Here is a 23,827-nt window from a genome sequence, read left to right as displayed (position 1 = left end):
ATGTCAGAGAGTCCGGCTGCGGCCAGCCCGTACGAGGTGCTGGGCGTGACCCCGTCGGCGACCGACGAAGAACTCCGGCGCGCCTACCGGCGAAAACTGCGCCAATCCCACCCCGACGTCGGTGGCTCCGCGGCCTCCTTCCACGCCGTGCAGCTGGCCTGGGAACGCATCGGCAGCCCGGCGAGCCGGGCCGCGTACGACGGCGCCCGGTACCCCGGCGCCACGGATGCCGGGGGAGCCGGGCGAGCCGCCGGACCGGCCACCGCAAGATCGGCGTCGAGCGGCGTGAAGGCGCGCATGTACGGACACCCGGGCGGGCATTCCCGGCAACGCTATCTGGCGTTGCTTCGCGAGTGGGCCGGCCGCGGCACCACCATCGACGACCCGTACGCGAGTGACCTGATCCGGTCGGCTCCGCGGGAGATCCGGCACCGCCTCGCGAAGGCCCTCGCCGAGGAGGCCACCGCGCAGCTCATCGCGGGTCTCGGCATCGGCTACACGGCCTGGCACGATGTGGCCACACGGGACGACGTGGAGAAGATCGACCATGTCGTGCTCGGCCCGGCCGGGCTGTTCGCGATCCTCTCGGAGGATTGGGGGGCGCCCGTAGAGCTGCGCCGCGGCGAGCTCGTGGGCGACGCCCTCGAACCCGGCGAGGAACCGCTGGCCGACTTCGCGGCGGCCGCGCGTATCCTGGCCAAGTCCCTGAGGGTACGCTTCACGGCGCTCATCGTGGTCGCTCCCGACGAAGCCGTGACCGAGCCGTTCTCGCTGCCGAGCCGCGGCCGGCGGGCCATGGTCGTCGTCATCCCGCGGTCTCGCCTGGTGGGCGTGCTCCGGGACGGCATCGCGGGTATGGAGCGCGGCAGCTTCGAGAAGGTCTTCGAGCTGCGCAGCACCCTGCAGAACGGTATCCGGTTCGTCGAAGACTAGGCGGACGAGACTACAGGGACACCGGCTCGGCCAGGCCGAGCTTCTGCACCCAGTAGCCGAGGAAGGCCGCCCCCGCCTCGTCGTGGATGAGGTCGCCTTCCACGATCACGGGGTACCCGCGGTCGAGGATGCCGTCGGCGGGCCGCACATCCACGTGCGCGACATCGAAGCCGGCAGCGTACAGGTGGTCGGCCATCTTGTAGTCGCTGCGCGAGTCGCCCACCGAGCGCCACACCCGGGGGAGCGGACCGCCCTGGGCGAAGAACGCCACGGCCCGTTCGGCGGCGTGGTCCTTGTCGAGATCGACCGATTCGATATCGGTGGAGATGATGGTGGTGTCGATGCGGAACGGCACCGCGCCGGTCGCATCGGGTGAGACCAGATCCCCGAACCGCACGCCGAGGCCGTGCTCGACCAGGATCGTATAGGCCGCCGCCTCGAAGGACGCCTGGGCGACGTGGTAGCGGGACCGGTCCACATCCGTGCGCTGTTCGACGGAGATCATGGCGAGTTTGGTCTCGTCGAAGAACATGCTGTCGGCGTAGTCCGAGGCCACGAGCTCCCGGATGCGGCCGGCCACGACCTCGGGTAGCGCCACGCTGGCATCGACGACGATGTCGCCCATGCCCGCTGCGGTGATCGGGAACCAGACGGCGCCCTTCTCGCACACGCCGTACATGCGCATCTCCTGGGGAAGGCCGGCCGCGACCAGCGGCGTCACGACCTGTTCGCTGATGAACTGGGCCGAGCGCCCGGTGATGAAGCCGATCGGCACGTTGGCGCCGGCGAGGGTGATGAGGTCGGTGATGATGCTCGGGGTGCTGATGGTGCGGGTGTCCGGGCTGGCGATCGGACCGTCGACATCCAGGAGCAGGCCGAGGGGAGAAACGGTTTCAGGCATGGTTCATTGAACCAGTTCCTCCCTCGCTGTGCCGACTGCTGTGCCCGGTGACGGCGCCCAGCACCTATCGTTGAACCTGATGATTACCAGACGAGAAGCAGCGCTCCGCCTCGACATACCCCTCGAGATGGCGCAGCGCCACGACCTTCCCAGCCGCATGACCGAGGCCCAGCTCGCCGAGATCGAGGCGAACCCGCCGGCCTGGCTGGTGCAGTCACGATCCAACCGCACCGGCAAGAAGCCCGTCTGGGTCTCCCTGACCTGCAGCGTCTGCGGCTTCACCGAGGCGGTCCGGCCCAAGAAGTGGTGGCCGGAGTTCACCTACATGAGTTGCGACCACCATGGCTACGACGAACTCCCCGAGGTTGAGCCTGGTCTCAGCCGCCGCGAGGTCGATGGCATCGGCAGCCGGTTCATCGGCATCGTCGACGCCGCCGCGCAGACCGACTGAGCCGGCGCCCCACCTCTTTCCCGCGACCACGCCGATCGGCGACGGTTCCCCGACTTACCCCGCGAGAGTGCAGCATCCATGAGTTTGATCCGGCTGAACGACGTGACCGTGCGTTTCGAGAACACCCAGGTGCTTCGCGAGACCTTCTTCAGGCTCGAACCGGGGGACCGGGTCGGCATGATCGGCCGCAACGGCTCGGGTAAGACCACCCTGATCAAGCTGATCCTCGGCCAGGTGACGCCGGACACCGGCACGGTCACGGTCGACGACGGCGTGAAGATCGGCTACTTCTCCCAGTTCTCCGAGCTGAACGGCACGTCGTCGATCACCGAGGTGCTCGACGCCCTGTTCGTCGAGATCAAAGCCGTCGAGGCCGAGCTCGCCTCGATCGACGCGGCCATCGCCGCCGACTCCTCGGCCAGCGCGGAGCTGGACCGCCTGATCCACCGGCAGTCCGAGCTCTTCGAGGACATGGACCGGCTGGACGGCTGGGACTACCCGCGCCGCATCGACGCGGCCCTCACCATCCTGGGCTTCGACGAGGCCCACCGTACCTGCGCAATCGACGAGCTCTCCGGCGGCTGGCGCAACCGCGCCGCCCTGGCCAAGATCCTGCTCGAGGCACCGGACGTACTGCTGCTGGACGAACCGACCAACTACCTCGACGTCGCCGGCGTGGAATGGCTCGAGAGCTGGTTCCGCGATTTCAGGGGCGCCGCCGTCATCGTCTCCCACGACCGCACCTTCCTCGACGCCGTCGTGACCCGCATCATCGAGCTGGAGAATTTCCACCTGCACGAGTACCCGGGCAACTTCGGCGAGTACGTCGTGCAGAAGCAGTTCCGGCTCAAGACCCTCGAGGCGCAGTTCGTGCACGAGTCCGAGCTGCTCGCGTTCGAGTCCGAGGGCATCGCCGACCGGCGGGAGGCGCAGAAGGCCGCGAGCCGGAAGCTCGGCACCCAGCTGGCGACCATCAAGAAGTCCCGCACTCCGCGGCCGGTCGACAAGATCATCACCGAGATCTACGGCGGCCTGCACGTGAAGGATGTGCTCTGCCGGGTCGAGATGCTCAGCAAGGCCTATGGCGAGAAGGTGCTCTTCAACGACCTGAGCTTCGAGATCCGTCGCGGCAACCGCATCGTGGTGCTCGGCGCCAACGGCAGCGGCAAGACCACGCTGCTGCGCGTGCTCACCGGAGAGGAGTCCGCCGACCACGGCGAGGTCGACTGGGCCAAAGGCGCCGGCATGGTGTCGTACAACCAGGTGCTGGCCGAACTCGACGACACGGACACCGTCAGCCATGCCGTGAACGCGCTCGAGGGCAGCCTGGCTTTCACGGCCACCAAGAAGTCGGTCAACCGGTTCCTCACCATGTTCCAGTTCTCCGAGGCCGACCTCAAGCAGAAGATCGGCAATCTCTCCGGCGGCCAGAAGGCCCGGGTCGCCATGGCCCAGTGCCTGCTCTCCGGTGCCTCGGTGCTGCTGCTCGACGAACCCACCAACCACCTCGACATGTCGAGCACCCAGGTGATGGAGCGCGCGCTGCTGCACTTTCCCGGAGCCGTCGTCGTGGTCAGCCACGACAGGTTCTTCACCGACAAGATCGCCAACCGCCGCCTGATCTTCGGCAGTGCCGGTGCCGAACCGGGCGAGGTCGAGGTCGCCGTAGCCTGACCCGGCCGGGTTTCGACAAGCTCAACCAGCGGACGGGACGCGCCAGACTCGCCGAGGGCCGGGTCTTCCGACCCGGCCCTCGGCGTGCGCGACTGCTAGAGAGTGGCGTGCACCTGCACGGTGGCGCCGGCGGGGGCGTACGGCACGGTGCGACCCTCGATGGGGACTCCGTCGACCGTCAGGCTCGCGCGGGATCCCTCTCGGCCTGAGTTGGCCACCGTGATCACGTAGGTCGCGCCGCGCGCCTGGCGGGTGACGGCGAACTCGGTGACGTCGGGACCGATCTGCGGGTCGACGACGAGGCCGTCGTAGTCCGTGCGCACGCCCAGCAGGTACTGCGAGACGGTCACGAAGTTCCACGCCGCGGTGCCCGTGAGCCAGGAGTTCTTGGCCTCGCCGTGCCGGACGGCCTCCTTGCCCGCGATCATCTGCGCGTAGACGTACGGCTCGGTACGGTGCACCTCGGAGATCTCCTCCCGGTACGCCGGCGTGATCTTGCGGTAGTGATCGAACGCCTTGGCGCCGCGGCCCAGCACCGTCTCGCCGATGATCACCCAGGGGTTGTTGTGGCAGAAGATGCCACCGTTCTCCTTGTAGCCCGGGGGATAGGTCGACACCTCGCCGAGTTCGATGCGGTAGCTCCGGTAGGCGGGGTACTGCAGCACCAGGCCGTGTTCGGAGCCCAGCAGCCGGTCCACCGAATCGAGGGCCCTGAACGCCGGGCTGGTCTGCACCGGCGTGCCGTCCGCGTTGTGCTCCACACCGACGCCGGCCAGCACGGCGAAGCCCTGCGGTTCGATCCAGATCCGGCCCTCGGTGTCTTCGGCGGTGCCGACCTTGTTGCCGTAGAAGTCGTACGCGCGCAGGAACCAGTCACCGTCCCATCCGTCGGTCAGCAGCGCCTGGCTCATGTCGGCGGCGGCCTGACGGGCCTTGCCGGCCTGCACGGTGTCGCCGCCGCGTTCGGCGATGGTGGCGTACTGCCCGGCCGCCAGCACGAACTGGGCCGCGATGAAGGTCGACTCCGCCACCCCGCCGGCCTGGTTCTCGGTCGTCTGGAAGGACTCGCCGGGGGTGGTGGAGAAGCAGTTGAGGTTGAGGCAGTCGTTCCAGTCGGCCCGGCCGATCAGCGGCAGCCCGTGCGGGCCGAGGTTGTTCAGGGTGAACTCGAACGACCGGGTGAGGTGGGTGTACAGGGTCTCGGCCAGGGCGTCGTTGTTGTCGAACGGCACGATCTCGTCGAGGATCGTGTAGTCGCCGGTCTCCTTCAGGTAGGCATCCACGCCGATGATCAGCCAGGCCGGGTCGTCGTTGAAGCCCGAGCCGAGTTCGTTGTTGCCGCGCTTGGTCAGCGGCTGGTACTGGTGGTACGCCGATCCGTCCGGCAGCTGGGTGGCGGCGATGTCGAGGATGCGTTCGCGGGCGCGGTCCGGGATCAGGTGCACAAAGCCGAGCAGATCCTGGGTGGAGTCGCGGAACCCCATGCCCCGGCCGATGCCGGTCTCGAAGTACGAGGCCGAGCGGCTCATGTTGAACGTCACCATGCACTGGTACTGGTTCCAGATGTTGACCATGCGGTTGAGCTTGTCGTCGGGGGACGTGACGGTGTAGGCGCTCAACAGGTCGGTCCAGTACACGCCGAGCGCGTCGAAGGCGGCGTCGGCGGCCTCCGTCGTGGACAACCGGGCCAGCAGTTCCTGGGCGCGTGTCTTGTTGATGACCTGCTTGGCGTCGTCGGCCCACTTCTCCTGGCCGTTCTCCGGCGTGTTCTCGACATAGCCGAGCACGAAGACCAGGTCACGGCTCTCGCCGGGCTGCAGGGTGGAGTCGACCTGGTGGGATCCGATCGGGTACCAGCCGGAGGCCATCGAGTTCGCGGCTTTCCCGGCGTGCGGCACCTTCGCCTCGGCGAGGGTCTCGTAGAGGCCCACGAAGGTCTCTCGGTCGGTGTCGAACCCGGCGATCTCGGCGTTGACGCCGTAGACGGCGTAGTGGTCGCGACGTTCGCGGTACTCGGTCTTGTGGTAGATCGCACTGCCGTCCACCTCGACCTCTCCGATGGAGAGGTTGCGCTGGTAGTTGGTCTGGTCGTCCTGGGCGTTCCACAGGCAGAACTCGAGGTAGGAGAACAGCGAGAAGGTCTTGACCGTGTCGGAGGTGTTCGTGATCGTGACCTTCTGCACCTCCGCCGTCTCGCCCAGCGGAACGAAGTAGAGGGTGGAGACGCGCAGGCCGCCGCGCTCACCCGTGATGCGGGTGTAGCCCATGCCGTGCCGGGTCTCGAAGAAGTCGAGGTCCTTCTTCATCGGCAGCCAGCTGGACGTCCACACGTCGTCGCCGTCCTTGATGAAGAAGTAGCGTCCGCCCGAGTCGGTGGGGATGTCGTTGTAGCGGTAACGGGTGAGGCGCCGCATCTTGGCGTCCTTGTAGAAGGTATAACCACCCGCCGTGTGGGAGACCAGCGAGAAGAAGTCCTCGCTGCCGAGATAGTTGATCCACGGGTAGGGGGTCAACGGGGTCTCGATGACATATTCCCTGGCTTCGTCGTCGAAGTGGCCGAACTTCATGCGTGCACCTTTTCGGTATCCCGGACCGCCTGCAGCGCTGCACCACTATCGTGAATGCTCCGTCGCAGCCGGACCTAGTCTAAATGAGAGCGCTCTCACGACCGCTTGCGTCGACTCTAGCAGCAGGATGCCGGAGCCACCAAGCCTCCTGCTGCGGCTCACTCGACGCCGATGACGGCCACTCCCTGAGGGGCCAGCTTCAGCCCGAGCGCGGGCGCACCCGTGAGGGCGTCGGTGCCGTCGAGCAGGACTTCGGCCTCGTGGGCACCGTGGTTGATCACGAAGACATAGCCGCCTCGGCGCACGGTTTCCACCCGGTCACCGCGGGCCGCCGGGGCCGGCAGGTCGAGGCCCGCGTCCCGGACGATTCGTTCGGCCAGGCGGCGCAGGGCCCCGGGGTCGGGGAGGGTGGCGACGTACCAACCGGCTCCGGCGCCCGTTCCCCGCCGGGTCACGGCCGGCCAGCCGCTCAACGCCCCCTCGGCGAAGGTCGCGACGGTTTCGGCATCCTCGACCCGCACGTACTCGGCCCACACCCGGCCGGTCGCCGGGCCGCCGAAGACCTCGCCGTCGAGGACGAGCTCGGGAGGAGCCCCAGCGCCCAGATTGCTCAGGTCGGGGGAGGCCGGCGGGGCGAACTCCTCGATCCACACACCGAGGGCCCGCCGAAGCGGTTCGCCCAGGTAGCCGCCCAGCCGTACGTGCAGGTTCTCGTCCGTGATGGCGGTGCCGAACCCTACGACGAGGGTGCCCGTCTCGGCGACAGCGGCCAGGTTCCGCACCTGACTGTCGGTGGCGGTGAAATGCGCCGGGACGACGACCAGGCGGTAACCGGACAGATCGGCATCCGCCCGGACGAAGTCCACCGTGAGCCCCAACGAGGTCAGGGCGCTGTGCCAGGCGAACAGGGTCCGGACATAGGACACCTCGGTGGGGGAGGCCGGTTGTTCGATGGCCCACCAGCTGTCCCAGTCCAGGGCGATGGCCACGCTGGACGGCACCCGGGTCCCGACGATGGCCGCGTCTCCCGTGCGGCCGGACAACTCCGCCAGTTCCCGGCCCAGCTGTTCGACCTCACGCCACACGCGGGTGTCGGTTCCGCCGTGCGGCACGAGGCCGGAATGGAATTTCTCGGACCCGACCGCTGACTGCCTCCACTGGAAGAAGAGGATGCCGTCGGCGCCCCTGGCCACGCACTGGAAGGACCAGGCGCGCATCTGCCCGGGCGACTTGGCGGCGTTCCGTCGCCGCCAGTTGACGGCGCCCGGCGCCTGCTCCATCAGCAGCCACGGCGCCCCGTCGCCGAGGGACCGCATGAGGTCGCGGACCATGGCGGCGTAAGCCGGCGAATCGGGGTCGGCGGGGTCGGGGTAGGTGTCGTCGCTGACGATGTCCACCTCGCGCGCCCAGGCCCAGTAGTCCACGGCCTTGAAGAACCCCATGAAGTTCGTGGTGACGGGCACCGTCGAGCGGGCGCGGATGATCGCCACCTCCGACCGGTAGCAGGCGAGGAGCTCGTCGTTGGAGAACCTGTCGTAGTCGAGCAGTTGCGTGGGGTTGCGGAAGGTGGGCGCCGCGCGCGGCGGGGAGACCTCGTCGAACGAGTCGTACCGTTGCGACCAGAACGCCGTTCCCCAGACCCGGTTCAGTTCCTCGATCCGACCGTACTTCGCGCGCAGCCAGTCGCGGAACGCCGCGGCGGACACGTCGCAGTAGCAGTGGCTGATGTGGCAGCCGTACTCGTTGTTGACGTGCCACAACTCCAGGGCGGGGTGGTCGGCGTACCTCTCGACCAGGCGCCGCACGAGTTCTCGGGCTCGCTCCCGGTACACGGGCGAGCTCGGGCAGTACTGCTGCCGGCTGCCCACCGACATCCGCACGCCCTCCTCGGTCACCGGCAGGGTCTCGGGATGCCGCAGGGCAAGCCAGGGCGGCGGCGATGCCGTCGCGGTGGCCAGGTCGACCCGCACGCCGTGGGCGTGCAGGAGGTCCAGCACCCCGTCCAGCCAGGCGAAGTCGTACTTTCCCGGGCGGGGCTCGAGGCGGGCCCAGGAGAACACTCCCACCGTCGCGAGGGAGACGCCCGCCCGGTTCATCAGCCGCACGTCCTCGTCCCAGATATTCGTCGGCCACTGTTCGGGGTTGTAGTCCCCGCCATACCAAATTGTCATGATCAGCCTTTCACCCCGCCGCTGGCGAGTCCGGATTGCCAGTACCGCTGGAGGAACAGGAACGCGATGACCAGCGGGAGGATCGAGACGAACGACCCGGTGATCACGGTGGAGAACAACGCCTGGGACCCGCCGCCGGCCGAGGCCGCGGACTGCAACTGGGCCAGCCCCACGGTGATGGGGTACAAGCTGGAACTGTTCAGCATGATCAGCGGCAGGAAGTAGTTGTTCCAGGTCGCCACGAGGGAGAACAGGAACACCGTCACGAGGCCGGGCCCGAGCAGGCGCAGGCCCACCTGCCAGAAGATCCGGAACTCACCCGCGCCGTCCACCCGCGCAGCCTCGATCAGCCCGTCGGGGATCGCGTCGGCCGCGTAGACCCGCATGAGGTACACGCCGAACGGGCTCACCAGGGACGGAATGATGACCGCCCACGGGGTGTCCGTCAGCCCGGCCTGCGAGAACAGGAGGTAGGTCGGCAGGGCCAGAGCCGTCAACGGGATCATCACCGCGCCCAGGGTGGCGCTGAAGAGCACCTTCTTGCCCGGGAAATCGTATTTGGCGAACGAGTACCCCGCCATGGTGGCCAGGAGGGTGGCGCCGGCCGCCGACACGAACGCGTAGACGAAGGTGTTGAGCATCCAGCGCAGGAAGATCCCGTCCCGCACGGTGAAGAGGGTCTGCAGGTTGTCCCAGAGCGAGAAATCGCCGCCGAACCACATGCCGAAGGTCGAGAACAGGGCCGAGTTGTTCTTCGTGGAGGAGACGAAGAGCCACCACAGCGGCAGCACGAAGTAGAGCACGCACATCCAGAGCAGAACCGTGAGCAGGATGCTCCGGCGCTTTCCGGGCGCGTACCGGGACCTGCTGCGGCCCGGGGCGACCGCCTCGTCGCCGTCGCCGGGGGTCACGAGCGCCGGGCTGACCCGAGAAGTCATGACAGCTTCCTCTCTCGTCGTTCGCTGCGTTCCCCGCCGAGTTGGACGAAGTACGACACGATCGCGATCACGATCCCGAGCAGGAACGCGATGGCCGCGGCGAAGTTCAGCTCCTGGTTGATGAACGCGAGGTTGTACGCGTAGTAGTTCGGGGTGAACGAGTTCGTGATCGCGTCGGGGGCGATGGCGTTGAGCAGGCTCGGCTCGGCGAAGAGCTGGAAGGAGCCGATCACCGAGAAGATCAAGGTCAACATGAGCGCCGGCCTGATCGCCGGGATCTTGACGCTCCAGGCCAGCCGGAACTGACCGGCACCGTCGATCTCGGCGGCCTCATAGAGTTCACCGGGAATCGATCGGAGGGCCGCGTACATGATGATCATGTTGTAGCCGACGAATTCCCAGGTGACGATGTTCATCATCGAGCCGAGGATCGACTCCGGTGAGAGGAAGTCCGGGGTTCCCAGCCCGACCGCCCGGGAGATCTGCGCGATCGGACCGAAGTCCGGTCCGTACAGGTAGCCCCACATCAGGGTCGCGACGACCGCCGGTACGGCATACGGCATGTAGATCAGCAGCCGGATGCCCTTGGACCCGTGGGCGCGGGCGCTGTCCAGCGCCAGGGCGAAGAACAGGGCGAGGCCGAGCATGATGGGCACCTGGATGATGAAGAACAGGCCGACCCGGCCGAGGCCCTCCAGGAATGCGGGATCGGTGAGGGCGCGGGCATAGTTGGCCAGGCCCGCGAAGACCTCCCCGCCGATCAGTTTGCTCTCGAACAGGCTGAGGTAGCCCGCGTAGACGAGGGGCACGACAAGCATCGAGAGGAACACGACGAAGAACGGCAGCAGGAACAGGTACGCGGCACGGCGCTGCTTGCGCTTGGCGGGGCTGGTCGGACGTTTGGGCAGCGGCGGCCCGGCGGGGCGCTCGGCGGTGAGCGCGGGGGAGTGCGACATTGCGACTCCTTTTCTGTGAAAGGGGGAATCGGCCGACCGGCCGACGCGGTGCGGGAAGGACGGGCGCCCGCCGGCCGGCGGGCGCCCGATGGGTCACTTCACGGTGAAGCCCTGGTCCGTCGCGTAGGTCACCAGCTGGTCCTGCCAGGTGTCCAGCGCCGCGGCGATGTCACCCTTGGCGGCGATCACGGTGCCCATGGTCTCCTCGTAGGTGGAGTACACGTAGTCCATGTAGGGCAGCCACTGGAAGTCCGTGTCGACGGTCTGCGAGATCTCGGCGAACAGCTGGTTCACCTTCTGGCCGCCGTAGAACTCCGACTCCTGGTCCACGAACGCCGGGTTCTCCAGCACCGATACCTGCGGCGGGAACAGGAACTGTTCGGTCGCGAGCTTCATGGCCGAGGCCTCGTCGTTGTTGATGAACTTGGCGAGTTCGTACGCGGCGATCTTGTTCTTGCTGGATGCGAGCACCGCGTCGGACGAACCTCCCCAGTTGCCCGAGACGTTGTCGCCCTCATTCCACTGCGGCAGCGGAGCCGCGCGCCAGGCGCCCGACGTGCCCTCGGCCGTGCCCTGCAGGAAGATCGGACCCCACGCGGCGGTCAGCCAGCCCGCATACTTTCCGCTGGCCAGGCCCTGGTACCACTGGTCCTGGAAGTCGACGTCGGTGGAGATCAGGTCCTGCTGGATCAGGTTCGTCCAGTAGTCCGCCACCTTCTTGGCCTCGTCGCTGTTCACGTCGATGGTCACGGTCTCCTTGCCGTCGTACCCGAACGGTTTGACGCCGGCCTGCCAGAGGAAGCCGATCATCTGGCCCGCCTGGGTGGCGCCGAGGTTCGAGATGTAGCTGCCGGTCGAGTCCTTGACGGTCTTGGCGGCGGCCGCGTAGTCGTCCCAGGTCGCGGGAGGGTCGGTGATTCCGGCCTGGCTCAGGATGTCGTTGCGGTAGAGGTTGCCCATCGGTCCGACGTCCTGCGGGATCGCCCAGACCTCGGTGTCCGGTGACACCTGGTTCCACGCCCAGTCGACGTAGTCCCCGGAGAGGTCGTCGGCTCCATAGGCAGTCAGGTCCAGCAGCGAATCGTTCAGCACGAACGACGGGATGTACTGGTATTCGATCTGTGCGACATCCGGTGCGCCTTCGCCGGCCTCGATGGCGCTGCGCAGCTTCTGGTAGTGCGGGAGACCCTGGCCGACGTTCTCGACCGTGACGTCGATGTCGGGGTACTTCTCTTCGAAGAGCTTCACCTCGTTCTCGATGTCGGGCACCCACGTCCAGAACGTGAGCTTCGTGGGCGTGGTCATCGCCTTGTCGATGTCGTCCTGGCTGACCGTCTCCGGGGAGGCGTTGTCGCTGGAACTGGGCGTGCACCCGGTCAGGAGCATCCCGATCGACACGGCGCCGGTCACCAGCGCCACTGCTGTTCTCCGTGCCTTCTTGTTCATGATCACTCTTTCTGTGGTTGGGAAGGACTCTGGTTGGAAAGGATCAGACGATCCGGTTGTGCTCACCGGCTGAGGAAGGTCCGCGTCGACCAGGCGGCCAGTGAGACATCTGTGCCCGTCGCCAGCAGTTCCCCGGTGACGGTGTCGGCGACGGTGGTCGCGAGCGCGATCGCCTGCGGTTCCCATCCCCAGTTGAAGACGAACCAGGCCCGCCGACCGTCCGGGAGTGCCCCGGAGGAAACGGTCACGGGCAGCGCGGTGTCACCCGCGAGCTCCTGCGCGTGGCCCCGGGGCACGGCCCAGCGGACGATGCCGGCGGCAAGGCCCGGCGCGGGCACACACCCGACGACGGTCACCCGGCCCCCGCCCACCGCGCGGCTCGTGACGGCCGGGAAGTCGCGGAACCGCGGGTGGTCGTACCGGGCGAGGACCTCGGAGCCGTCCGCGATGAGGCCGTCGATCCACAGCCTCGCCGTGGCGTCGGCGCCCAGGGTCAGCGTGCCGGATGCCTGGACGACCGCGACGTCAGACTCGAGGTTGGAGTACTCCTCGTAGCGGGTTCCGGCCAGGTCCGCGAGCCGCGGCGGGGCGACCTCCACCCGGGCGCGCGCCTCATCGTCCGCGTACCCGGTGCGCGGGCCGAGGATCAGATGCCCGCCGGCGGCGACGTAGTCACGCAACAGCTGGAGGTCGCCATCCGTCGTGACATACACCCCCGCGGCGATGAGCACCGGAAACCGCGCGGCGAGGGCTGTCGCGCCGAGGGCGGCCGCCTGGGACAGGTGCAGCAGGCGGGTCTGGCGGCCGGCCTCGATCGAGCCCCGGTGGAACGCGTCGACGATCTTCTCGTACGACTCCGGGTCCATACGGCCGTCAACCTGCAGCGGCGGGCTGAATTGCAGCGCGTAGCGGCTCGGGTTCGACCAGAGGATCGCAACGTCGGCATCCGGCTCGTACCCGTCCAGCGCGGTGCCGATCGAGGTGAGTTCCCCGCCGATCTCGGCCACCTCCGCGTAGACCCGTCCGGGCACGAGGCTGTGCGGCAGTACCCCGCCCCAATAGGTCTCGATGCCGTAGGGCAGCGTGTGCCAGTGCCAGTACTCGATCATGGCCGCTCCCCGGGAGATGAACGTGTAGGCCGCCTGCTTGAGCTGTCCGGGGTAGGGCGGGAAGTTGGTCTCCGAGTGCCCGATCGACTGGGCGTTCGTCTCGGTCACCAGGTAGCGGCCCTGTTTCGAGGAGTACATGCGGTCGGCCTGCCGGAACAGCGCGGGGACCCCGGTCGTCGTCCAGGAGGTCAGCTGTGGCAGGTCCAGGGATGCGTCCAGGCGGTCCTGCATGCCGTAGTAGGGATTGCCCGCCACGATGTCGAGGTCCCGGTTCACCCTTTCGTCGTCGAGGGCGGGGCGGCCGTACTGCAGGCAGGTGGTCACGAACTGGCCGGGGTGGCTGTACTCGCGCACGATGCCCGCCTGCCAGGCGATGAATTCGGTCGTCAGGTCGCTCTGGAAGCGACGCCAGGCGAGGTCGTACTGCGGGAACGAGTTGCCGTCCGGCCGCCACAGCTGCGACCAGTCGTCCAGGCGGTGCGACCAGTAGGTGAGGCCCCACTCCCGGTTGAGGTTCTGCACGGTGCCGTGCCGCTCGCGCAACCGCCGCACGAACTCGGCGAAGACGTGGTCATTGTGGAAGAGCTCGAGCCCTGGTTCGTTGTCCACCTGGAAACCGACGACGGCAGGATGGCCGGCGTAGCGGCCGACGACCGCACGGATCACCCGCTCGGCGTAGCGGCGGAAATCGGGGTGGCTGAAGTCGACCTCCTGGCGGGCACCCCAGGGGATGCGCTCACCCGTGCGCCGTTCCGCCGCGATCTCGGGGTGGGAGATCTGCAACCAGGGCGGGACCGCGTATGTCGGCGTGCCGAGGATGACCCTGATGCCGCGCCGGTGGGCGCCGTCGAGAACCGGGGCGAGCCACTCAAGGTCGAATTCGCCGTCCCGGGGCTCCCAGGTCGACCACACCGATTCGCCGACGCGGATGACGTTGATCCCGGCCTGCTGCATCAGGTCGAGGTCGGTGTCGACCCGGTCGGTGAGGTGGTATTCCGGGTAGTACGCGACTCCGAAGAGGAAACCGCTGGGGGAGTGCACGGGCAACGCTGGATTCATATGAGGCTCACTTCGTTGTGGGGCTTCAGCTGAGGTTTGCTTATGTTTTCGACCACATTTGGCTGGAACTAGGATGTTGTCGATAACATCGTGTTGTCAAGTGCGATTTGTCTACAGAATGATCACAATGGCCGGCGCGGGCAGCCGTGCCCGACGAGAGCCGAGGAGAGGGCGACATGGGTGCCAGCGCAGATCCGCTCGGCGGCATCCGTGCCACGCCAGCGGTGAAAGCCGCGACCATTTACGACGTCGCCCAGGCCGCTGGCGTGTCCCACCAGACCGTGAGCCGGTTCCTCAAGGGCTTCGAAGGGATTCGCCCCGAGACCAGGAACCGGGTGGTGCAGGCGCTCGACGAACTCGGCTACCGGCCCAACCTCACCGCTCGCAGCCTCAAGTCGGGCCGCTCGCACCGCATCGGCGCGCTGACCCACGAGATCTCCCAGGTCGGCCCGAGCCGGATCGTCGAGGGCGCCAGCATTGCGGCCCGCGAGGCGGGGTACGTCCTGGACATCGTGTCGCTGGACACCCGCAATCCGAGCGCCGTGGATGAGGCGCTCGCGCTCATCACCCAGCACGACCTGGCCGGGGTCCTTGCGCTCGCGGTCACCGATGAGATGACGAAGGCCTTCGAGGCAACGGCGTTCCGCGTCCCCGCTTACGTCGCCAGCGAATCCGAGGGCGCCATGGACGATCCGCGCGGCGTGCTCTCGAGGGTCGGAATTCCCGCCCTCGTCGCGCACCTCGCCGGGCTCGGCCATCGCCGTCTGGTGCACGTGGCCGGTCCGAGCGTCTGGTCGGCCGCGCGTAACCGCATCCACGCGTATGAGGGCGCGGTCGAGGACCAGGGACTGCACTCGGCCGGCATCCTGCACGGCGACTGGTCGGCGGCATCCGGGTACCGGGCGATCATGGATCTCGCCGATCTGCCGGAGGCGACGGCCTATGTCGTCGCGAACGACCAGATGGCCCTGGGCGCGATGCTCGCCCTCAAGGAGCGCGGCCTCCGCATTCCGGAAGACGTCAGCATCGTGGGCGTGGACGACATCCCCGAGGCCGCGTACTTCGACCCGCCGCTCACCACCCTGCGGAACGATTTCGAGGGCCAGGGCCGGGCCGCCGTGTTCCAGTTGTTGGCGCGGATCGAGCGCACCGCCGTGTCACCCGCGGCTGTGCCGCCGCCGCTGCTTGTCGCGCGGCGCTCCTCGGGGCCGGTGCCACCGGGCGGCCGGTAACAACACGGTCGAATCGAGGCGGCAAAATCGAGGCGGCAGAATCGCTCGTTAAACGAGACAGGGCCGGATCCTGAGATCCGGCCCGTGAACTGTCTCAACCAGTTCTCGTTGATCGTTGCGCGAGCAACAATCTCCGTGTCCGAGGGGGGACTTGAACCCCCACGCCCTATACGGGCACTAGCACCTCAAGCTAGCGCGTCTGCCATTTCCGCCACCCGGACTGGATGTTTTGGCCGCAGTTATGTTTTGCTGCCGGGGAATAACTTAGCACGGATCCAAACCGCTTCCGGACACCACAGCGCTCCACTGCCCCTCCGACGAGCACGGAATGAGAGTCACACCGCGTGGCGGCAACCTGGTCGCACGGCCAACCTGGGCGAGGGCGGCCCCCGGCCCGGTAGCGTGAACTGCATGACAGCATCCGCCAGCACGCCCGGGTCGGCCGAATCGCTCGACCTGACCGCCGAGATCGCCCGCGACCTGATCCGGTTCGACACCACGAATTACGGCGAGGGCCGGTCGAACGGTGAAACGGATGCGGCGGAATACGTGGCCGAGAAGCTGCGGGACCTGGGCCTGACCCCTGAGCTGATCGACTCGGACCCCGGTCGCACGAGCGTTGTCGCCCGCGTGCCCGGGCGGGACCGGTCCAAGAGCGCCCTCGTGGTGCACGGCCACCTCGACGTGGTACCCGCCGACCCGGCGAACTGGTCGGTGGACCCGTTCGGCGGCGAGATCAGGGACGGCATGCTTTGGGGTCGTGGCGCCGTGGACATGAAGAACATGGACGCGATGATCCTGGCCTCACTGCAGGATGTGCTCGCTGACGGTGGTGCGCCGGAGCGCGACCTCGTCATCGCGTTCTTCGCCGATGAGGAGGCCGGCGGGGTGCTGGGCTCGCACCACCTCGTGGACACCCGCCCGGAGCTCTTCGCGGGAGCGACCGAAGCCATCAGCGAGGTCGGCGGGTATTCCATCACCCTCGGCGGCCAACGCGCCTACCTGCTGCAGACGGGTGAGAAAGCTCTCATCTGGATCAAGCTGATCGCGCATGGTCCGGCGGCGCACGGATCTCGCCTCATCCACGACAACGCCATCACGCGTCTGGCCGAAGCCGTGGCGAAGGTGGGCCGCCGGGACTGGCCGATCCGGTTGACCGACACGACCCGGCAGCTGCTCGGCGAGATCGCCCGCATCCTCGGCGTCGACCCGCAAACCACCGGGCCGGACCAACTCGCCCTGGCCACCGGGACCGCCTCCGGTTTCATCCAGGCGAGCCTGCGCACCACGACCAATCCCACGGTTCTTCAGGCCGGTTACAAGCACAATGTGATCCCCGACCGCGCGGAGGCGCTCATCGACATCCGCGCCCTGCCGGGGGAGGAGGACGCGGTTCTGGCCGAACTCGCGGACCTCGTCGGGCCCGACATCGAGATCGTCACCATCCACCGCGACGTGGGCCTCGAGACCGACTTCTCCGGCCCGCTCATCGACAAGATCGTGCAGACGCTCGGCACCCACGACCCCGGCGCCCCCGTGCTGCCGTATCTGCTGCCGGCGGGGACGGACAACAAGGCCCTGAGCATGTTGGGCATCAAAGGATACGGCTTCGCGCCGCTCAAGCTCCCGGCGGATTTGGATTTTCCGGCGATGTTCCACGGCGTTGATGAGCGCGTGCCGCTGGACGCATTAGTGTTTGGCAGAACGGTTTTGACCGATCTGCTGTCGACGTACTAGCCCACTGCCGCGCTACCGGCCAGCATCAGCACGAGCGAAAGAGTAATACGTGGACTTCATCAACGCTGTCATCCTCGGCTTGGTCCAGGGGCTGACCGAATTCCTGCCGGTCTCCTCCAGCGCGCACATCAGCATCGTGGGCCAGTTCCTCGGCACCGGCGAGGACCCCGGGGCACGCTTCACGGCCATCACCCAGATCGGCACAGAGGCGGCCGTGGTGATCTTCTTCTGGCGCGACATCGTGCGCATCATCGGCCAGTGGGCCAAGTCGCTGGTCGGCAAGGTCCCCAGGAGCGATGCGGATGCCCGGATGGGCTGGCTGATCATCCTCGGCACCCTGCCCATCGTCGTGCTCGGCCTGCTGTTCCAGGACCAGATCGAGACGAGCCTGCGCAACCTCTGGGTCACCGCGATCATGCTCATCGCCTTCGGTGTCCTGCTCGGCGTCGCCGACTACGTCGGCGCCAAGCGCCGCCGCCTCGGCGACCTCACCGTGGGCCACGGCATCATCTTCGGCTTCGCCCAGGCGCTGGCCCTGATCCCGGGCGTCTCCCGTTCGGGCGGCACCATCACCGCCGGCCTGTTCCTCGGCTACGAGCGCGCCGCCGCGGCCCGCTACGCCTTCCTGCTCGCGATCCCCGCGGTGCTCGGCAGCGGCTTCTACCAGGTCTACAAGTCGATCAAGGAGCCCTGCGTCACCGCGGCGGCCACCTGCACGCCCGAGCTGTTCGGCCCGTGGGAAACCCTCGTCGCCACCGTTGTGGCCTTCGTGGTGGCCCTGTTCGTCATCGGTTTCTTCATGAACTACATCTCCAAGCGCAGCTTCCTGCCGTTCGTGGTCTACCGCATCGCGCTGGGCATCGTCGTGATGATCCTGCTCGGCACGAACACCATCACCGCCTAGTTAGGCTGGTCATATGCGCGCCTGGTCACACCCCGTCGTCCCCACGATCCCGGGGCACTCCGACGCCCCGCGTCTGCACGACACAGCGTCGGACTCGATAGTGGAAGCCCGGCCCAGCGACGTGGCCCGGCTCTACGTCTGCGGCATCACACCGTACGACGCCACGCACCTGGGCCACGCGGCCACCTACTTGGCCTTCGACACCCTGCAGCGGGTCTGGCGGGACGGCGGGTACCGGGTGCACTACGCCCAGAACGTGACCGATGTGGACGACCCGCTGTTGGAACGCGCCACCGCGACCGGCGTGGACTGGCGCGAGCTCGCCGCCGAGCAGACCAACCTGTTCCGCGCCGACATGGAAGCCCTGGGCATCATTCCGCCCGACGACTTCGTGGCCGTCACCGACGTCATCGACGACATCTCCGCCGCCGTCCACTCGCTCCGTGAATCCGCGCTGGCCTACCGGGTGCCGACACCCGATGCGCTGCCCACGCCGGACGGGCCCGGAGCCGACCTGTACTTCGACATCCGTGCCGCCGAACGGCAGGCCCCCTGGACGCTCGGTGATGAGAGCAACCTCGACCGGGCGAGCATGCTCAACTTGTTCGCCCAGCGTGGCGGGGACCCCGACCGGGCCGGCAAGCGCGATCAGCTCGACCCCCTGCTCTGGCGCGCAGCGCGCGCCGGTGAACCGGCCTGGGACTCACCCGTCGGGGCCGGGCGGCCGGGCTGGCACATCGAGTGTTCGGTCATCGCCCTGGCCGAGCTCGGGACCGACTTCACCGTCCAGGGAGGCGGCAGCGACCTGATCTTCCCGCACCACGACATGAGCGCCGGGCACGCCGCGGCGCTGAGCGGCCACCCGCTGGCCCAGGTGTACAGCCACACCGGCATGGTCGCCTACCAGGGCGAGAAGATGAGCAAGTCGCTGGGCAACCTCGTGCTGGTCTCCAAGCTCCGCGCGGGCGGAAGCGACCCGCGTGCGATCCGGCTGGCCCTGCTGGCCCAGCACTACCGCACCGACTGGGAGTGGACCGCCGACCAGCTGGTAGCCGCCGAGGCGCGCTTGGCCGCCTGGACGCTCGCGTTCGGGCCGATCGCGGTGCCCGCAGCCGTGGCCGCTGAATCGGCGTCGGAGAGTGCCGTCGACGTCGTCGACCGGATGCGTGCCGCCCTGGTGAACGACCTCGACACCCGGGGCGCGCTGGAGGCCGTCGACGCGGCCATCGAGGCCGGCGTCGACGACCCCGCCCTGGTGGGCGCCGCGATCGACGCCCTCCTCGGCGTCAAGCTCTGACCCGGCCGACACGCTGAGCGAGCCTGTCGAGATCAGCGAGCCGACCCACACGACGCAGGCCGCACGCTGGTCGAGCTTGTCGAGACCCCACGAGCCGTCGCGTGCACGCCGTCACGACCACGAGCACGTCACCGGGTCTCGACAAGCTCGACCACCGAGGCGGGCACGACACACACGCATCCGCCGGAACCCGACTGCCGGACGCGAGCCGACTACCCGACGCGAGCCTGCTGGCCGACGCAGGCCACACGCTGGTCGAGCTTGTCGAGACCCCGCGAGACCCCACGAGCCGTCGCGAGCACGCCGGTCACGACCGCGAGAACGTCACCGGGTCTCGACAAGCTCGACCACCGAGGCGGGCACGACACACACGCATCCGCCGGAACCCGACTGCCGGACGCGAGCCGACTACCCGACGCGAGCCTGCTGGCCGACGCAGGCCACACGCTGGTCGAGCTTGTCGAGACCCCACGGGCCGTCGCGAGCACGCCGGTCACGACCGCGAGAACGTCACCGGGTCTCGACAAGCTCGACCACCGAGGCGGGCACGACACACGCCCATCCGCCGGCGAGACCGGCTAGGGCTGGCGAGGCTCCGGGCCGGGCCCCTGGCGCCCGTCGGCGCGGCCGTCCCGACCGTCGCCGCGCTTGCGCAGGTACTTCTCGAACTCCTGGGCGATGGCCTCGCCGCTCGCCTCCGGCGAGTCGACGGTGTCCCTGGCCTGCTCGAGCTGGCCGATGTACGCGGCCATCTCCTCGTCCTCCGCGGCGAGGGCGTCGATGCCGGTCTCCCACTCCGAGGCGTCCGTGACCAGGTCGCCGCGCGGAATGACCACATCGATGATCTCCTCGAGCTTGTCGATGAGCGCCAGCATGGCCTTGGGCGACGGGGCGTTGTGCACGTAGTGCGGCACGGACGCCCAGATGGACAGGCTCGGGATGCCGACCGTCTCCGCCGCGGCCGCGAGAACGCTGAGGATGCCCACCGGCCCCTCGTAGCTGCTGCGCTCCACCTGCAGTTCGGCGCGCACCTCGGGGCTGTCGCTGGACACGAAGATCGAGATCGGCCGGGTGTGCGGCACATCCGCCAGCATGGCGCCGAGGAACACGATGCCGCTGACATCGGCGGCGAGCACCGAATCCAGGATCTCGGCCGCGAAGCCCTTCCAACTGCGCGAGGGCTCGGTGCCGATCAACAGGTAGATGTTGCCCGCGTTGGTGCCGCTCACCCGCAGCTGGGCGTCTTCGGCCAGCGGAACGCCGCTGCTGCCCGGCACGGCCGGACCGTACATGACGGCACTGGGCCATTCGATGACCCGGCGGCCGTCCTCGTCGGTCGAGATGGTGGGGCGGTTGAACTGGTAGTCGAAGTAGATCTCGGGGTCGATGCTCGTGACCTCTTCGACGTCGAGGAGCTCTTTCAGCGTGCGCACGGCGCCCGTTGCGGCTTCGCCCGCATCGTTCCAACCTTCGAAGGCGACTACCAGGAGTCGCCCGCTGAGGAACCCATTGCCGTCTGTCACTCTGTGAAACCTCGTGTATTCCGGCCGCCGCGACCGGGCGACCTTCTTCAAGGATAGGCCGTGCCCCCTAAACTTGAACCCCGTGACATCGAACGCTACACACTCAGCCCCACCCGCAGCCGTGCTCTGGGATATGGACGGCACCCTGGTCGACACCGAACCGTACTGGATGCGGGCCGAACACGAACTCGTGGAGTCGTTCGGCGGGGTCTGGACCCACAGCGACGCGATGCTGCTCGTCGGCTCCGGACTGCTCGGCTCGGCGGCGATCCTGCAGAACCGCGGCGTGAACCTGAGCGCAGAGGCCATCGTCGATGTGCTCACCACCCGGGTGCAGGAGCAGCTGGCCTCGGCCGGCATCCCGTGGCGCCCCGGCGCGCATGAGCTGCTCTCCGACCTGCACGGTGCGGGCGTGCCGATGGCCCTGGTGACGATGTCCGAACAGCGGATGGCGCGCCAGATCGCCGGGATCGTCGGCTTTGACGCGTTCACCACCATCGTGTCGGGCGACATGGTGCAGCAGAGCAAGCCGCACCCAGAGGCGTACCTCACCGCGGCGGCCGTCCTGGGAGTTGACGCGGCCCACTGCGTCGCCATCGAAGACTCGATTCCCGGCGTCGCGTCCGCCGTCGCCTCCGGCGCCGTCGTCATCGGCGTGCCCCACATGGTCCCGCTCGAGCACAGCGAGCACTACACACTCTGGGAGACCCTGGCGGGAAGCTCCGTGACCTCGGTCACGGCTCTGTACCGGTCACGGCGCTCCACACTTCTTTCCGGCACCACCTACATCGAGGACGCGACACCCGCATGAGCGACAACCAGGTCATCCAGAACAGCGGACCGTTCCGCGCCGGCGACAGAGTGCAGCTGACCGGTCCAAAGGGCAAGCTGAACACCATCACGCTCGAACCGGGCAAGACCTTCCACACCCACCGGGGCATCCTCGAGCACAACGACATCATCGGCCGACCCGACGCCTCCGTGGTGACCAACAACGTCGGCGTCGAACACCTGGCGCTGCGCCCGCTGCTGATCGACTTCGTGATGAGCATGCCGCGCGGCGCGGCCATCATCTACCCCAAGGACGCCGCGCAGATCCTGGCGCAGGCGGACATCTTCCCCGGGGCGACCGTGGTCGAAGCCGGAGTCGGCTCGGGCGCGCTGTCGCTGTGGCTGCTGCGGGCCATCGGCCCGGCCGGCACGCTGGCCTCCTTCGAACGTCGCGAGGAGTTCTCCGACGTGGCCCGCGCCAACGTCGCGACCTTCCTCGGCCACGACCCGCAGAACTGGTCCATCACCCTGGGCGACCTGAGCGACACCCTGCCGGAGACCATGCCTGCGCAGTCCGTCGACCGCGTGGTCCTGGACATGCTCGCGCCGTGGGAGTGCATCGACGTCGTCTCCGACGCCCTCAAGCCCGGGGGAGTGCTGCTCTGCTACGTCGCCACGGTGACCCAGCTGTCCCGCGTGGCCGAGGCCATCCGCGCCACCGGCAATTACACCAACCCGGACTCGCACGAGACGATGGTGCGCGGCTGGCACGTCGAGGGCCTCGCCGTGCGCCCGGACCACCGGATGATCGGCCACACCGGCTTCCTCATCACCGCCCGCCGGCTCGCGCCGGACACGATCCTGCCCGAGCTCAAGCGCCGCCCGTCGAAGACCGACTTCAGCGACGCCGATGTCGAGCTGTGGACCCCCGGCGCCCTGGGCGAACGGTCCGTCAGCGCCAAGGTCATGCGCAAGCGCAACCGCACAGCCGAGAACGGCGCAGCGCTCTCCAAGGCTCGGGACCTCGACGCCGGTTAGGATAGGTTCGGCCCGCCGCCCGCACCAGCGGTTTCCGCCAGAACTTTCCCGCAAGTCATTCGTCAGCATTGCGCTGCCGCCTGTATCGAAATGAGGACCCGTGCGTAAAGTTCCCGCACTCATCGCAACCGCCGGCCTGGTGCTCGCGACCCTGACCGCCTGCAGCCCCGGGTCCGCCTCGGCCGACTGCACGGCGCCGGTGTCGTCGGGTGACGCGTCCAAGCTGGTCTCGGTGACGGGCGACTTCGGCTCAGCGCCCACGGTCGACTTCCCCACCCCGCTCAAGACCGACACCACCCAGCGCAGCGAGATCATCGAGGGCGACGGCGCACCGCTGGTCAAGGGGCAGAAGGTGCAGGTGGACCTGAGCGTCTTCAACGCCACCACGGGCGAGGCCATCGAACAGAGCAGCTACGACGGCACCAGCATGGCCAGCTTCGTCCTCAACGACCAGACCCTCCCGGGTCTCACGGACGGGCTGCTCTGCGCCGAGGTCGGCTCCCGCATCGCCGTGGTCGCGTCCGCGGCAGACACCTTCGGTCCCAACGGCGGTAACGCCGACATCGGCGTCGGCCCCGACGACTCGCTCGTGTTCGTCCTCGACGTGGTCAAGGGATACCTCACCCGCGCCGACGGCGCCGACCAGCTGCCGGTCGCCGGACTCCCCGCCGTGGTCCTGGCCGAGGACGGCACCCCCGGAATCACCATCCCGTCGGCCGAACCGCCCACCGACCTCAAGGTCGCCGTACTCAAGAAGGGCGACGGCGAAGAGGTCACCGACGGTTCCACCGTCACGGTCAACTACACCGGCGTGCTGTGGGACACCAAGGAGGTCTTCGACTCCAGCTGGGCGAAGGGTTCCCCGGCCGCGTTCGTCGCCGCAGACGGCTCCACCACCGAAGGCGGCGTGATTCCCGGATTCGCCAAGGCCCTCATCGGCCAGACCGTCGGGTCCCAGATCATCGCCGTGATCCCGCCCGACCAGGGCTACGGCGACCAGGCCTCCGGGTCCATCCCGGCCGGCTCCACGCTGGTCTTCGTCGTGGACATCCTCGGCGTCGACTGATCTCGCTGTCCGGAACCGGCCTGCCCCGCTCGACACGTCGAGCGGGGCAGGCCG

Annotated in this window: 18 protein-coding genes and 1 tRNA gene; 10 read left to right on the top strand and 9 right to left on the bottom strand. The window is 68.1% G+C overall.

What is annotated here, in order from left to right; genetic code table 11:
- Entirely contained in the window at nt 1–933 is a 933-nt protein-coding gene (locus PA27867_RS08890; RefSeq protein ID WP_066595410.1) for a J domain-containing protein, read from the top strand.
- A 10-nt stretch (nt 934–943) separates the two neighbouring features.
- Here PA27867_RS08890 and PA27867_RS08885 read toward each other — a convergent pair whose 3' ends face one another.
- Nucleotides 944–1,834, bottom strand: coding sequence for a hypothetical protein (locus PA27867_RS08885; RefSeq protein ID WP_066595408.1), 891 nt, complete (start codon nt 1,832–1,834; stop codon nt 944–946).
- Nucleotides 1,835–1,913: 79 nt separating this feature from the next.
- Here PA27867_RS08885 and PA27867_RS08880 point away from each other — a divergent pair, with 79 nt between their 5' ends.
- Together PA27867_RS08880 and PA27867_RS08875 are read left to right on the top strand one after the other, a co-directional pair.
- Nucleotides 1,914–2,285, top strand: coding sequence for a hypothetical protein (locus PA27867_RS08880; protein WP_066595406.1), 372 nt, complete (start codon nt 1,914–1,916; stop codon nt 2,283–2,285).
- A 78-nt stretch (nt 2,286–2,363) separates the two neighbouring features.
- Nucleotides 2,364–3,959, top strand: coding sequence for an ABC-F family ATP-binding cassette domain-containing protein (locus PA27867_RS08875; protein WP_066595404.1), 1,596 nt, complete (start codon nt 2,364–2,366; stop codon nt 3,957–3,959).
- Between the two features lie 95 nt (nt 3,960–4,054).
- Here PA27867_RS08875 and PA27867_RS08870 read toward each other — a convergent pair whose 3' ends face one another.
- The 6 genes from PA27867_RS08870 to PA27867_RS08845 form a co-directional block, all read right to left on the bottom strand.
- Nucleotides 4,055–6,526, bottom strand: coding sequence for a GH36-type glycosyl hydrolase domain-containing protein (locus tag PA27867_RS08870; RefSeq protein ID WP_066595403.1), 2,472 nt, complete (start codon nt 6,524–6,526; stop codon nt 4,055–4,057).
- Nucleotides 6,527–6,684: 158 nt separating this feature from the next.
- Nucleotides 6,685–8,697, bottom strand: coding sequence for a beta-galactosidase (locus PA27867_RS08865; protein WP_066595402.1), 2,013 nt, complete (start codon nt 8,695–8,697; stop codon nt 6,685–6,687).
- A gap of 2 nt (nt 8,698–8,699) precedes the next feature.
- Nucleotides 8,700–9,635, bottom strand: a complete 936-nt coding sequence (locus PA27867_RS08860) for a carbohydrate ABC transporter permease (protein ID WP_066595401.1) — start codon at nt 9,633–9,635, stop codon at nt 8,700–8,702.
- Nucleotides 9,632–10,591 carry a carbohydrate ABC transporter permease gene (locus PA27867_RS08855; protein ID WP_066595400.1) on the bottom strand — a complete coding sequence of 320 codons (960 nt, stop codon included), beginning with the start codon at nt 10,589–10,591 and terminating at the stop codon, nt 9,632–9,634. The genes PA27867_RS08860 and PA27867_RS08855 overlap by 4 nt, the downstream gene beginning before the upstream one ends.
- A 93-nt stretch (nt 10,592–10,684) precedes the next feature.
- A complete protein-coding gene (locus PA27867_RS08850) occupies nt 10,685–12,037 on the bottom strand; it encodes an ABC transporter substrate-binding protein (protein WP_236900887.1) in 1,353 nt (450 codons plus the stop codon).
- Between the two features lie 62 nt (nt 12,038–12,099).
- Nucleotides 12,100–14,205: a beta-galactosidase gene (locus tag PA27867_RS08845; protein WP_066595393.1), complete on the bottom strand. Its 2,106-nt coding sequence runs from the start codon at nt 14,203–14,205 to the stop codon at nt 12,100–12,102.
- Nucleotides 14,206–14,381: 176 nt separating this feature from the next.
- Here PA27867_RS08845 and PA27867_RS08840 point away from each other — a divergent pair, with 176 nt between their 5' ends.
- Nucleotides 14,382–15,437 carry a LacI family DNA-binding transcriptional regulator gene (locus tag PA27867_RS08840; protein ID WP_084020913.1) on the top strand — a complete coding sequence of 352 codons (1,056 nt, stop codon included), beginning with the start codon at nt 14,382–14,384 and terminating at the stop codon, nt 15,435–15,437.
- Nucleotides 15,438–15,573: 136 nt separating this feature from the next.
- Here the strand turns inward: PA27867_RS08840 and PA27867_RS08835 are convergent.
- A tRNA-Leu gene (locus PA27867_RS08835) sits at nt 15,574–15,658 on the bottom strand.
- Nucleotides 15,659–15,848: 190 nt separating this feature from the next.
- Here PA27867_RS08835 and PA27867_RS08830 point away from each other — a divergent pair.
- The 3 genes from PA27867_RS08830 to mshC are packed head-to-tail and all read left to right on the top strand — an operon-like array spanning nt 15,849 to nt 19,375.
- Nucleotides 15,849–17,174: a M20/M25/M40 family metallo-hydrolase gene (locus tag PA27867_RS08830; protein ID WP_066595392.1), complete on the top strand. Its 1,326-nt coding sequence runs from the start codon at nt 15,849–15,851 to the stop codon at nt 17,172–17,174.
- 49 nt (nt 17,175–17,223) lie between these two features.
- On the top strand, nt 17,224–18,078 hold the full coding sequence (locus tag PA27867_RS08825) for an undecaprenyl-diphosphate phosphatase (protein WP_066595390.1): 855 nt from the start codon (nt 17,224–17,226) through the stop codon (nt 18,076–18,078).
- Nucleotides 18,079–18,091: 13 nt separating this feature from the next.
- Entirely contained in the window at nt 18,092–19,375 is a 1,284-nt protein-coding gene (gene mshC / locus PA27867_RS08820; RefSeq protein ID WP_066595384.1) for a cysteine--1-D-myo-inosityl 2-amino-2-deoxy-alpha-D-glucopyranoside ligase, read from the top strand.
- Nucleotides 19,376–19,953: 578 nt separating this feature from the next.
- On the opposite strand, the gene PA27867_RS08815 is transcribed toward mshC, so the two are convergent.
- Nucleotides 19,954–20,898 carry a proteasome assembly chaperone family protein gene (locus tag PA27867_RS08815; protein ID WP_066595382.1) on the bottom strand — a complete coding sequence of 315 codons (945 nt, stop codon included), beginning with the start codon at nt 20,896–20,898 and terminating at the stop codon, nt 19,954–19,956.
- Nucleotides 20,899–20,980: 82 nt separating this feature from the next.
- Between PA27867_RS08815 and PA27867_RS08810 the strand changes: the two genes are divergently transcribed.
- The 3 genes from PA27867_RS08810 (at nt 20,981) to PA27867_RS08800 (ending at nt 23,773) form a co-directional block, all read left to right on the top strand.
- Nucleotides 20,981–21,709: an HAD family hydrolase gene (locus tag PA27867_RS08810; RefSeq protein WP_257784148.1), complete on the top strand. Its 729-nt coding sequence runs from the start codon at nt 20,981–20,983 to the stop codon at nt 21,707–21,709.
- Nucleotides 21,706–22,707 carry a tRNA (adenine-N1)-methyltransferase gene (locus PA27867_RS08805; protein ID WP_066595378.1) on the top strand — a complete coding sequence of 334 codons (1,002 nt, stop codon included), beginning with the start codon at nt 21,706–21,708 and terminating at the stop codon, nt 22,705–22,707. Before PA27867_RS08810 ends, PA27867_RS08805 begins: the two co-directional genes overlap by 4 nt.
- Nucleotides 22,708–22,807: 100 nt before the next feature.
- Nucleotides 22,808–23,773, top strand: a complete 966-nt coding sequence (locus tag PA27867_RS08800) for an FKBP-type peptidyl-prolyl cis-trans isomerase (protein ID WP_066595376.1) — start codon at nt 22,808–22,810, stop codon at nt 23,771–23,773.
- The last annotated feature ends 54 nt before the right edge of the window (nt 23,774–23,827 follow it).

Source organism: Cryobacterium arcticum, from assembly GCF_001679725.1.
In the GTDB taxonomy this organism is placed as follows: Bacteria; Actinomycetota; Actinomycetes; order Actinomycetales; family Microbacteriaceae; genus Cryobacterium; species Cryobacterium arcticum_A.
This window is presented reverse-complemented; position numbering and strand designations above follow the sequence as displayed.